The organism is Cellulomonas massiliensis JC225, assembly GCF_000312005.1.
Taxonomy (GTDB): Bacteria; Actinomycetota; Actinomycetes; order Actinomycetales; family Cellulomonadaceae; genus Cellulomonas; species Cellulomonas massiliensis.
Genome location: NZ_HE978588.1, coordinates 171,781 through 182,112 on the forward strand (window position 1 = coordinate 171,781; position 10,332 = coordinate 182,112).

11 protein-coding genes and 3 tRNA genes are annotated in these 10,332 nt (G+C 75.1%); 5 read left to right on the forward strand and 9 right to left on the reverse strand.

The features are described from left to right. On the reverse strand, positions 1 to 673 hold a 673-nt coding region (locus HGCM_RS19530), incomplete at its 3' end, for an MFS transporter (RefSeq protein WP_019135003.1). 260 nt (positions 674 to 933) lie between these two features. On the opposite strand from HGCM_RS19530, the gene HGCM_RS00825 reads away from it, so the two are divergent. Continuing rightward, positions 934 to 1,980: a LacI family DNA-binding transcriptional regulator gene (locus HGCM_RS00825; RefSeq protein ID WP_019135004.1), complete on the forward strand. Its 1,047-nt coding sequence runs from the start codon at positions 934 to 936 to the stop codon at positions 1,978 to 1,980. Positions 1,981 to 2,011: 31 nt separating this feature from the next. Here the strand turns inward: HGCM_RS00825 and HGCM_RS00830 are convergent, their stop codons facing one another. The 6 genes from HGCM_RS00830 to HGCM_RS00855 all read right to left on the reverse strand — a co-directional run bounded on the left by HGCM_RS00830 (position 2,012) and on the right by HGCM_RS00855 (position 3,644). Beyond that, the gene (locus tag HGCM_RS00830) at positions 2,012 to 2,434 is read right to left on the reverse strand and encodes a MaoC family dehydratase (protein WP_019135005.1); all 423 of its coding nucleotides are present in this window, start codon (positions 2,432 to 2,434) and stop codon (positions 2,012 to 2,014) included. Further along, complete coding sequence (locus HGCM_RS00835) at positions 2,434 to 2,880, reverse strand: FAS1-like dehydratase domain-containing protein (RefSeq protein ID WP_019135006.1); 447 nt, start codon at positions 2,878 to 2,880, stop codon at positions 2,434 to 2,436. Before HGCM_RS00835 ends, HGCM_RS00830 begins: the two co-directional genes overlap by 1 nt. Positions 2,881 to 2,899: 19 nt before the next feature. Beyond that, positions 2,900 to 3,070, reverse strand: a complete 171-nt coding sequence (rpmG, locus tag HGCM_RS00840; protein ID WP_019135007.1) for a 50S ribosomal protein L33 — start codon at positions 3,068 to 3,070, stop codon at positions 2,900 to 2,902. 82 nt (positions 3,071 to 3,152) lie between these two features. After that, positions 3,153 to 3,226 (reverse strand) — tRNA-Met (locus tag HGCM_RS00845). A 52-nt stretch (positions 3,227 to 3,278) separates the two neighbouring features. Then, positions 3,279 to 3,351: transfer RNA gene (locus HGCM_RS00850), tRNA-Thr, on the reverse strand. A gap of 211 nt (positions 3,352 to 3,562) precedes the next feature. Then, a tRNA-Tyr gene (locus HGCM_RS00855) sits at positions 3,563 to 3,644 on the reverse strand. A gap of 115 nt (positions 3,645 to 3,759) precedes the next feature. Between HGCM_RS00855 and HGCM_RS19535 the strand changes: the two genes are divergently transcribed. Then, a complete protein-coding gene (locus HGCM_RS19535) occupies positions 3,760 to 4,257 on the forward strand; it encodes a YajQ family cyclic di-GMP-binding protein (protein ID WP_019135008.1) in 498 nt (165 codons plus the stop codon). Here the strand turns inward: HGCM_RS19535 and HGCM_RS00865 are convergent. Together HGCM_RS00865 and htpX are read right to left on the reverse strand one after the other, a co-directional pair. After that, the gene (locus tag HGCM_RS00865; protein WP_147572548.1) at positions 4,244 to 6,469 is read right to left on the reverse strand and encodes a lectin-like domain-containing protein; all 2,226 of its coding nucleotides are present in this window, start codon (positions 6,467 to 6,469) and stop codon (positions 4,244 to 4,246) included. The two genes, HGCM_RS19535 and HGCM_RS00865, sit on opposite strands and share 14 nt — an antisense overlap. A gap of 71 nt (positions 6,470 to 6,540) precedes the next feature. Continuing rightward, the gene (htpX, locus tag HGCM_RS00870; protein ID WP_019135010.1) at positions 6,541 to 7,407 is read right to left on the reverse strand and encodes a zinc metalloprotease HtpX; all 867 of its coding nucleotides are present in this window, start codon (positions 7,405 to 7,407) and stop codon (positions 6,541 to 6,543) included. A 224-nt stretch (positions 7,408 to 7,631) separates the two neighbouring features. Here htpX and HGCM_RS00875 point away from each other — a divergent pair, with 224 nt between their 5' ends. From HGCM_RS00875 to HGCM_RS00885, 3 genes are read left to right on the forward strand one after another with little or no spacing between them, the layout of a single operon-like run. Further along, the gene (locus tag HGCM_RS00875) at positions 7,632 to 8,468 is read left to right on the forward strand and encodes an ABC transporter substrate-binding protein (protein ID WP_019135011.1); all 837 of its coding nucleotides are present in this window, start codon (positions 7,632 to 7,634) and stop codon (positions 8,466 to 8,468) included. Between the two features lie 22 nt (positions 8,469 to 8,490). Next, on the forward strand, positions 8,491 to 9,396 hold the full coding sequence (locus tag HGCM_RS00880) for an amino acid ABC transporter permease (RefSeq protein WP_019135012.1): 906 nt from the start codon (positions 8,491 to 8,493) through the stop codon (positions 9,394 to 9,396). Between the two features lie 40 nt (positions 9,397 to 9,436). Beyond that, positions 9,437 to 10,204, forward strand: a complete 768-nt coding sequence (locus HGCM_RS00885) for an amino acid ABC transporter ATP-binding protein (RefSeq protein WP_370906337.1) — start codon at positions 9,437 to 9,439, stop codon at positions 10,202 to 10,204. Positions 10,205 to 10,332: the final 128 nt, after the last annotated feature.

Here is a 10,332-nt window from a genome sequence, read left to right on the forward strand (position 1 = left end):
CAGCCGCGCGTGCGTGCTCGTCCGGCGTCGTCGCGAGCACGACCCCGCGCAGCGAGGCGAGCCGCCAGACGACCACGAGCGCCGCGATCGCGGAGAACTGCACGGTCAGGGGCACCGACGCGTGCGAGGCCGCGGCCCCGATGCCCGAGCCGGTGACGGCGCCGATCGAGAAGGCCGCGTGGAACTGCGGGATCACGGTCCGGCCCATCGCCCGCTCGATGCGCGCCGACTCGACGTTGATCGGCAGGTTGCCCAGCGGGATGGCGATGCCGTTGAGGAAGACGCCCGCCGCGAGGAGCGCCGCCGAGCCCACCGTGGGGCCGATCCCCATGAGGACGTAGCCGACGGCGAGCACCGCGGTCGACGCGACGAGCGAGCGTCGGCTGCCGTACCGCTGGACGACCACGCCCGCGACGCTCACGGTCACGAGCGCGCCCAGCGAGCCGACGAGCAGCATGGCGCCGAGCTGGGCGGTCGACAGGTCCAGCAGGTCGCGCACCGTCGGGATGCGGGCGAGCCAGCTCGAGAAGGTGATGCCCGTCAGGCCGAACAGCCCGAGGAGCAGCACCCGCGCCCGCGTGACGGCGGCGGGTGCGGGCGGGGCGGGCGCCAACGCGAGGGCGTGGTCGGCGGGCGGGCGGGGGCGGGGCACGCGCGGGGCGGCGCTGGGCACGGCGTCCTCTCGGAGGCTGGAGCGGCGAGGCGTGGGCGGGACGACGACGGGCGGGCGTCCCGGCAGGTGGAGGACCCTCGAAACGATTCGATCGCGGACCGGACGGCACGGCATCGAATCGTTTTGAGGACGGCGACGATTGTGCGGGTACGCTGACCGCTGCGTCAAACATGCGGCGACGCACCGCCGCGAGAACCGCTCGGCCGTCTCTCCCCCGACCGGCCGCCCCGACCCGGAGGTGCCCTCTGGCGAGCAACCGCGTGACCCTCGCCGACGTCGCGGCCCAGGCGTCGGTGTCCGTCTCCACCGCCTCGCTCGCGTTCTCCGGCGCCGGACCCATCGCCGCCGAGACGCGCCAGCGCGTGCTCGACGCGGCGACCGAGCTCGGCTACGCCGGCCCCAACCCGCTCGGCCGCCAGCTGCGCCGCGGACGCTCGGGCATCGTCGGCGTCGTCGTCGGCGACGCGCTCGCGCGCGCGTTCCGCGACCCGGTCACCACGCAGGTGCTCGACGGCCTCGTCACGACGCTCGGGCCGCAGGACCTCGGCGTCCTCCTCGTGCCGGGGCTCGGCGACGACCCGACCTCGGCGGTGGACCCGCTGCTCGAGTCGGCCGCGATGGACGTCGCGGTGCTCCTGTGGGGGGTCACGGCCGACGACCCGGAGCTCGTCACGCTACGGCGACGCGCGATCCCCGTCGTGGTGGTCGAGGGGCAGCACCTGCCCGGTGTCGCGTCGGTCGGCATCGACGACCGCGCGGGGATGGCGGAGGTCACCCGCCACCTCGTCGAGCTCGGCCACACGCGGATCGCCTGCGTCACGCTGCCGTTCGACCGCTCCCGCGGCGAGGGCGTGGCGGACGCCGCGCGCGTCGACGGGATCGTGTGGGAGATCACGCGCCGGCGCCTCGCCGGCCTGGCCGACGCCGGCGTCGAGCCGGTCGCCGTCTACGAGACGCCCGCGTCGCTCGTCGAGCACGGCGCTGCCGCCGGACGGGCGCTGCTGTCGGGGCCCGACCGTCCGACCGCCGTCGTGTGCCAGTCCGACCTGCTCGCCGCCGGCGTGGTGATCGCCGCCCGCGAGCTCGGGCTGGCCGTTCCGCAGGACGTCTCGGTGGCCGGGTTCGACGGCCTGGACCTGCCCTGGCTCGCGCCCGACGTGCTCACCACCGCGGTGCAGCCGCTGACCGAGAAGGGCGAGACGGTCGGGCTCCTCGTCGAGAGCCTGCTGGCCGGCGGTGAGCCCGAGCAGCGGGACCTGCCGGTGCGGCTGCGCGTCGGGACGACGACCGGGCCGCCCCCGGCCTGACGCCCGGCCGACGCCGCGCGGGGCGTCGGGCTCAGGAGAGCCGGACGACCGCCTGGGCCTTGCCGAGCACGCGCACGCCGTCCACCGTCACGGTGAGGTCGATGCGCGCGGTGCCGGCGTCCGCGTCCAGCGCGCCGACGGTCGCGACGACCTCGACGGTCGCCGCGCCGGGGTCCGGCACGGGGATCGGGCGCGTGAAGCGCACCTGGTAGTCCACGACGGCACCGGGGTCGCCGGCCCAGTCGACGACGGGCCCGACGGCGGCGCCCATGGTCCACATGCCGTGCGCGATGACGCCGGGCAGACCGACGGCGGTGGCGACGCGCTCGTTCCAGTGGATCGGGTTGAAGTCGCCGGACGCGCCGGCGTACCGGACGAGCCGCGCGCGGTCGACGACGACCTCGCGCCGGGCGACGACGTCGCCGACCGTGAGCTCCGCGAGCGCCGGGGCCATCAGCCCTCCCCCCGCACCGCGAGGGTCGACAGGACGGTCGCGACGGCCTCGCCGTCCTCCGCCGCGATCTCGCAGCGCGTCGTGATCATCGCCAGCCCGGCGCGCTCGACGATCGAGTCGACGTGCAGCACGGTGACCAGCCGGTCACCGGCGTGGATCGGCCGGTGGTGGGTGAACCGCTCGTCGGCGTGGACGACGCGGCTGAAGTCGATCCCCGCCACCGGGTCCTCGAACAGCTGCGCCTCGGCGCGCTGCGCCACCACGACCGCGAAGGTCGGGGGCGCCACGACGTCGGGGTACCCCAGCGCCCGGGCGGCTTCGGGGTCCGTGTGCGAGGGGTGCGTGGCTCCGACGGCCGAGGCGAACTCAGCGATCTTCACGCGGGCGACGTCGTAGGCCGCGGTCGGGGCGTACTGCCGCCCCGCATAGCTCGTGTCGACGGGCATGCGCCGGACGACCGCTGGGTCAGCGGGTCTCGCGGTGCAGCGTGTGGCGGTTGTCGCGCGGGCAGAACTTCTTCATCTCGAGACGGTCGGGGTCGTTCCGACGGTTCTTCTTCGTGATGTAGTTCCGCTCCTTGCACTCCGTGCACGCGAGCGTGATCTTCGGGCGGACGTCCGCGCTCTTGCTGGCCATGGTTGTTGCCACCTCTCGCGCCCGGGCGCCTGATGCTGTCGCGAGCGCGCCGGCCGACGCGCCACCTTCGTTCCTGATGCGGTAGCGGGAGCGGGACTCGAACCCGCGACCTCACGATTATGAGTCGTGCGCTCTCACCAACTGAGCTACCCCGCCTCGATGGGCCCGGGGACGCGTGCACGGCACGCGGACGACGGACACACCACAGAGCCCCGAAAGGGAATCGAACCCTTGACCTTCTCCTTACCATGGAGACGCTCTGCCGACTGAGCTATCGGGGCAGCGCGCACCAGGTTACAAGACGCGGGCACCGGCAGCGAAATCGCGTCCGTCACACCCCCGGCGCGCGGTCCTCCGTGCGGCGTCGGCGCAGGTCAGGGCGTCGTCGGCGCGCTGACGCCTCGTCCGCGCCGCACCCGGACGCCGCGCACGAGCCCCGAGACGACGAACGCGGGGCGTCCTGGTGGGACGCCCCGCGCTCGAGCTCCGGCGTGGCGGGTGAGGGATTCGAACCCCCGTAGGCGATGCCAGCTGATTTACAGTCAGCCCCCTTTGGCCACTCGGGTAACCCGCCGGGGTGGTGCTCGCCGCGACCTGCGCGGCCAGCGCGTGGAAGGATAGCAACAGCAGGGCGGCCGGAGCGAAACGGCTGCTCATCCCACCAGCGCACGAGCCCGAGGGGGACATCCATGGCGAGCGACTCGTCGTTCGACGTCGTCAGCAAGGTCGACCGGCAGGAGGTCGACAACGCGCTCAACCAGGCCGCGAAGGAGATCGCCCAGCGCTACGACTTCAAGGGCGTCGGCGCGTCGATCGCGTGGTCGGGCGAGTCCGTCCTCATGGTCGCCAACTCCGCGGAGCGGGTCCTCGCCGTGCTGGACGTGTTCCAGTCGAAGCTCATCAAGCGCGGCATCTCGCTCAAGTCGCTGGACACCGGCGACGGCGAGCCCAAGCCGTCCGGCAAGGAGTACCGCCTCGCCGCCTCCATCAAGGAGGGCCTGTCCTCCGAGGTCGCCAAGCAGCTGGCGAAGATCGTGCGCGACGAGGGCCCGAAGAGCGTCAAGACGCAGATCCAGGGCGACGAGCTCCGCGTGACGAGCAAGAGCCGCGACGACCTGCAGGCCGCCATCGCGCTGCTCAAGGGCGCCGACGTCGACGCGGCGCTGCAGTTCGTCAACTACCGCTGACACCCGCCGAGGACCGCTGCGGCCGCCGGAGCCGTCCTCGTCGGGACGCGCCCACCACGAGCGCGACGCCGCCCACGAGCGCCGCGACGGCCACGCCGAGGAGCCCCGCGACGGGTGAGCCGGTCAGAGCGAGCCCGTCCTCGGGGGACGAGGGCGGCTCGGTGGGCCCGGGGGTCGGGCCGGCGGCCGCCAGCACCCGGACCGTCGACGACGCCGCGTCGTCGACGGTCGAGGCGTCGGTGCAGCCCTCGCACACGACGACCGTCGCCGCGTTGGACAACGAGCCGGGAGCCCCGGCCGTGGCCGTCACCGTGACGACGGCCTCGCCGCCGGCCGGGATGTCCGCGGTCGTGACGACGTCGCCCGTGCCGCTCGCCGGCGAGCAGGGGGCGCCGTCCGACACGCGGCAGGTCCACCGCGCGTCCGTGGCCCCGGCCGGCAGCGTGTCGGTCACGGTGGTCCCCAGGGCGGGGGACGGGCCCGCGTTTGCCGCGCGCACCGTCCACGTCACCTCGTCGCCGACGTGCGCCTGGCTCGGGCCGGTCTTGCGGAGCGACACGTCGACCGGCAGCGTGCACGCCGCGTCGACCGTCGCGACGTTGTTGTCGGTGACGAGCTCCCGCCGGGACGTCGACGCCGTGGCCGTCAGCGGGGCGCCCTCGTCCAGGCAGGCGCGCGCGTCACCGGTGAGCCCGCCCGCCAGCGTCAGGGTGACGGGGCCCGCACCGGCGGCCAGCGCTCCCAGGTCGCACGTGACGGTCCGCACGTCGAGCGTGCACCCGCTCGGGAGCGCCACCGAGGCCGGGTCGAGCACCTCCGGGAGGACGACCTCGACCTCGGACGCCGGCGCGTCGCCGCGACCGACGTTGCTGACCTGCACCGTCCAGGCGCCGGTCGACCCGCGCGCGACCGGCGACGTCCCGACGAGCGCTGCCGTGACGGCGAGGTCCGGCGGTTCGAGCACCTGCGTGGTGGTGCTGCCGGTGTTGTCGCCGAGCGACGTCTCGGTGCGGTCGGCGGGCGCCGTCACCGTCGCGGTGTTCGTCAGCAGGACGCCCGCGAGCGCGTCGGGCACGACGGCGGTCACCTCGATCGTGGCGCCGCCGCCCCGCTCGAGGTCGAGCGTCGGCCACTGCGCGGCGGTGCCGGACGCATCGCTGCACGACGACCCGGTGGTCGCGGTGCACGACCACGTCACGTCCGTCGCCCCGGCGGGGAGCGTGTCGGAGACGAGCGCGCCCTCGACCGGGTTCGTCGCGTCGTTCGTGACGTCCAGCGTCCAGGTGACGTCGCCGCCCGGCTCGACGCTCGCGGGCCCCGACTTGGCCAGCGCGAGATCGGCGGCGGCCGTCGCGACGAGCGCCGTGACCTCGTGGGTGGCGGTCGCACCGCCGGTCGAGGCGCTGAAGCCCAGCTGCAGGCGCTCGGGCACGGCCGGCTGACCGCGCGCCGGGTTGAGCGTCCGGACGTCCACCCGGTCCCAGATCGTCGTCAGGTTCGCGCCTCCCGGCTCGCTCGCCCGCACCGTGACGAGGATCGAGCGGTCCGGCGCGGGCTCGACCGCGATCTCCACGTGCCGCGGCTGCGACGGCTCGGCGTGCACCGAGCCGTCGGACGTCTTGCCCACCGCCAGCACGGGCCAGCTCTCCAGCGGCGCCGGCAGGCCCGCGGCTCCCCGGAGCACGACGCTGCCGGGGTCGTTCGGGAACACCGAGTCCGCGGAGAAGTTGCCGGCGCTGTCGAAGCCGATCGCGAGGTAGGCGCCGCCCATCGCCTGGTAGCCGCCCGATCCCCCCGCCCCGCCGAGCTCCGGCGCCACCGACGCGTCCTGCAGGAAGAACGTCATGGCGTCGCCCTCGAAGCCACCGCCCCAGACGGCGAGGTCGAAGGAGGCGGTGAAGGCGACGTCGGAGCGGAACGGGTCGGCGAGGGTCGCGTTGCCCACGGCGAACCCCGTGCCGGACTCGGTGAGGCGCAGGGCGTCACCCGTGAGCGTGGCGCTGTTCGTCCCGGGCGCGGGCAGCACCCACGCGGGGTCCTCGAACGCCGACCCCGTGAACGGCTCGTCGACAGGGAACGGGTCCGCGAGCGCGGGCGCGACCACGGCGCCGCCGAGCACCGCGGCGACCGCGAGCACGGCGAGAGGGCGCCGCGCGCGACCCGTGCGGCGGGCGCCACGCAGCGACGCGGTGGACGACGCAGCAACGCTCACGAGCGGCCTCCAGTGGCCGAGCCGGGGGTCCTGCCCGCCATGGTGCCGCAGCGGCAGCCGCGCCGCACCCGTCAGGCGTCGCGCGCGGCCTGGGCCTCCAGGCGCGTGATGCGCTCGCCCATCGGCGGGTGCGTCGCGAACAGCCGGGCCAGCCCCTCGCCGCGGAACGGGTTGGCGATCATCAGGTGCGAGACGTCGACGAGCTCGCGGTCCTGGGGCAAGGGCCGCGCGCGCGTGCCGAGCTCGAGCTTGCGCAGCGCGGAGGCGAGGGCCAGCGGGTCGCGGGTGAGGCGGGCGCCGTCCTCGTCGGCGTCGAACTCGCGCGTCCGGCTGATGGCGAGCTGGATCATCGTCGCCGCGAGGGGCGCGAGCAGGGCGAGGAGGAGGCCGGCCAGCGGGTTGCCGCCCTCGCGGCGGTCGCCCCCGCCGAAGAACAGCGCGATCTGCGCCAGCGAGGTGATGACGCCCGCCACGGCGGCGGCGACCGACGACGTGAGGATGTCCCGGTTGTAGACGTGCATGAGCTCGTGGCCGAGGACGCCGCGCAGCTCGCGCTCGTCGAGCAGCTGCAGGATCCCCTCGGTGCAGCACACGGCGGCGTTGCCCGGGTTGCGGCCGGTCGCGAACGCGTTGGGGGCGGCCGTCGGCGACACGTACAGCCGCGGCATCGGCTGGCGGGCCTCGGTCGAGAGCTCGCGCACGATCCGGTACATCGCCGGCTGCTCGATCTCGCTGACCGGCCGGGCGTGCATCGCGCGGATCGCGATCTTGTCGGAGTTCCAGTACGAGTAGAACGTCATCACCAGGCCCAGCCCGGCGAAGACGAGGATCCAGCGCGGCTGGCCGCCACCCAGCAGGTACCCGAGGCCGAGCAGGACCGCCCAGAGAGCGCCGAACAGCGCCGCGGTCTTGACCCCGTTGTAGTGCTGGTGCCCCATGGGACGGCGCCCTCCTCCTCGTCGTGCGGCCCCGGACGGACCACCTGGTGAAACGCCCGGCCGTCCGAGGGGGTTCCCCTCGTCCGCCGCCCCCGCGCGTGGGTACCTTGTCCCCGCAGCCACCACGCACGACCGTCGCACGGGTCCCCGCCCGGCGCACGGTCGGCGCCGGCCGGGCGACGCGCCCCCGCTCGTCGCCGCCCCCGCGAACCACGGAGCCCACCATGCGCGCACGCCTCGCCGCCCTCGCCCTCACGGCCGCCCTGGCGCTCGCGGCGTGTGCGCCGCAGGACGAGCAGGCGACGCCCTCCCCCACCGCGTCGGGCGCGCTCGCGACGGTCTCCGAGGGCTACCTGACGGTCGCGACGTCCAACCCGGCGTACGAGCCCTGGGTCGTCGGCGACGACCCGAGCAAGGGCGAGGGCTTCGAGGCCGCCGTCGCGTACGCGGTCGCCGAGGAGCTGGGCTTCGACGCCGACCACGTGTCCTGGGCGGTGGCGAGCTTCGACCAGATCATCGCGCCCGGCGCCAAGCAGTGGGACGTCGCGATCAACCAGGTGTCGATCAGCGACGAGCGCCGCAAGAACATCGACTTCTCGTCGCCGTACTACGCGACGGCCCAGGCGGTCGTCACCGTCGGCGGGTCGAAGGCCGAGAAGGCGGCGTCCCTGGCCGACCTCCGGGGCGTCACGATCGGCGCGATGGTGGGGACGACGAGCCTCACCGCGGCGCAGGAGATCATCGACCCCTCGAAGCCGGTGCAGGTGTTCAACGACAACGACCAGGTCAAGCAGGCGCTGACCTCCGGCCTCGTCGACGCCGTCGTCGTGGACCTGCCGACCGCGCTCTACATCACCGCGGCCGAGCTGGAGGACGGCGTCCTCCTCGGGCAGCTCCCGGACAGCGCGGGCGGCGACCAGTTCGGCCTCGTCCTGCCGCTCGGCAGCGCGCTGACGCCCGCCGTCTCGGGCGCCGTCGACGCGCTGCGCGAGGACGGGACGCTCGCCGACCTCGAGAAGACCTGGCTCACCGCCGCCGCCGGCGCGCCGGTCCTCTCCTGACCGCGCCGAGCGGACCGTCCCGGTGACGACGGACCCGGCCACCAGCGCGGTCCCCGGCGCGTCGGCCTGGCGCCCGTCCGAGCGCCAGCAGGAGCGGGACGCCTACCGGCGCGGCCGCACCCGCCGGTCGTTCGCCGTGGCCGCCGTCTCGACGGTCGCGCTGGCCGCCGTCGCGGTCGCGGGGCTCGTCAGCTCGCCGGGGTGGCCGCGCGTCAAGGCGTCGTTCCTCGACCCCGAGGTCGCGCGGGCGTCGCTGCCGGCGGTGCTCGACGGGCTCTGGCTCAACGTCCGCGTGATGGCCGTGAGCGCGGTCGTCATCGTCGTCGTCGCGCTGCTGCTGGCGCTCGCCCGGACCCTGCCCGGTCCCGTGTTCTTCCCGGTGCGCGCGCTCGCGACGGCGTACGTCGACGTGTTCCGGGGGCTGCCGCTCATCCTCGTCCTGCTCCTGGTCGGCTTCGGCCTGCCGGGGCTGCGGCTGACCGGCGTGCCCACGTCCGCGGTCGTGCTCGGCGGGCTGGCGCTCGTGCTCACGTACTCCGCGTACGTCGCCGAGGTGTTCCGCGCGGGCATCGAATCGGTCCACCCGTCCCAGGTCGCCGCCGCGCGGGCCCTCGGGCTCTCGCGCGGGCAGTCGCTGCGGCACGTCGTGCTCCCCCAGGCGGTCCGGCGCGTCGTGCCGCCGCTGCTCAACGACCTCGTCGCGCTGTCGAAGGACTCCGGGCTCATCTCGATCCTGGGTGCCATCGACGCCGTCCGGGCGGCGCAGATCGAGACCGCGCGCTACGCGAACTTCACGCCGTACGTCGTCGCCGGCCTGCTGTTCGTCGCGCTGACGATCCCGCTCACGCGGCTCACCGACGCCCTCGCCCGGCGCTCCGGCTGGCTCGGCGCGCAGAGCGCCGCGACGGGCGGGGGTGCGGCCCGGTGAGCCCCGGCCGCCTGCCCGACCCGCGCGCCTCGGGCGGGGGCTGCCCCAGGTGCCCGACGCGGCGCGCGACGACGCCGCCCCGCTGCTGTCCGTGCAGGCGGTGCGCAAGGCGTTCGGCGCGCACGTCGTGCTCGACGACGTCTCGCTCGACGTGCACCGCCACCAGGTCGTCGCGCTCATCGGCGCGTCCGGCTCCGGCAAGTCCACGCTGCTGCGCTGCATCGACCTGCTCGAGGACGTCGACGACGGCGTCATCGAGCTGGAGGGCCGGGACATCACGGACCCGCGCCTCGACGCCGACGCGGCCCGCGCGCGCATCGGCATGGTCTTCCAGTCGTACAACCTGTTCCCGCACCGGCGGGTGCTGGACAACCTCACGCTCGCCCCGCGGCTCGTCCGGCGCACGCCCCGCGCCGAGGCGGAGGAGCGCGCCCGGACGGCGCTCGACCGCGTGGGCCTGGCCCGCAAGGCCGACGCGTTCCCCGACCAGCTGTCCGGCGGCGAGCAGCAGCGGGTCGCGATCGCGCGCGCGCTCGTCATGGAGCCGGCGATCCTGCTGCTCGACGAGGTGACGAGCGCGCTCGACCCCGAGCTCGTCGGCGAGGTGCTCGAGCTGCTCGCGGATCTCAAGAGGAGCGGCATGACGATGCTGCTCGCCACGCACGAGATGGGCTTCGCGCGCGAGGTGGCGGACGAGGTGTGCTTCCTGCACGCCGGCCAGGTGCACGAGCGCGGCCCCGCCCACCAGGTGCTCGGCGACCCCCGGCGCGAGCGGACCCGCGAGTTCCTGCGGCGCGTCACCGGCTGACGCCCGCGCGCCCGCCGCGCCACGCCGGGGCCCGGCGACCTCCACCGCGGGTGCCCCGGCCCGGGACGTCGGCCCTGGCTATGCTCCCGAGCGTGGCGACGAGGGGGCTGAGCCGCGCGGCCGGCCGC

Bases quoted from the DNA above. Each gene is read 5' to 3' on its own strand.
- HGCM_RS00830 (WP_019135005.1), bottom strand. From the start codon at position 2,434: ATGGCCCCGGCGCTCGCGGAGCTCACGGTCGGCGACGTCGTCGCCCGG.
- HGCM_RS00835 (WP_019135006.1), bottom strand. From the start codon at position 2,880: ATGCCCGTCGACACGAGCTATGCGGGGCGGCAGTACGCCCCGACCGCG.
- rpmG (WP_019135007.1), bottom strand. From the start codon at position 3,070: ATGGCCAGCAAGAGCGCGGACGTCCGCCCGAAGATCACGCTCGCGTGC.
- HGCM_RS19535 (WP_019135008.1), top strand. From the start codon at position 3,760: ATGGCGAGCGACTCGTCGTTCGACGTCGTCAGCAAGGTCGACCGGCAG.
- htpX (WP_019135010.1), bottom strand. From the start codon at position 7,407: ATGGGGCACCAGCACTACAACGGGGTCAAGACCGCGGCGCTGTTCGGC.
- HGCM_RS00875 (WP_019135011.1), top strand. From the start codon at position 7,632: ATGCGCGCACGCCTCGCCGCCCTCGCCCTCACGGCCGCCCTGGCGCTC.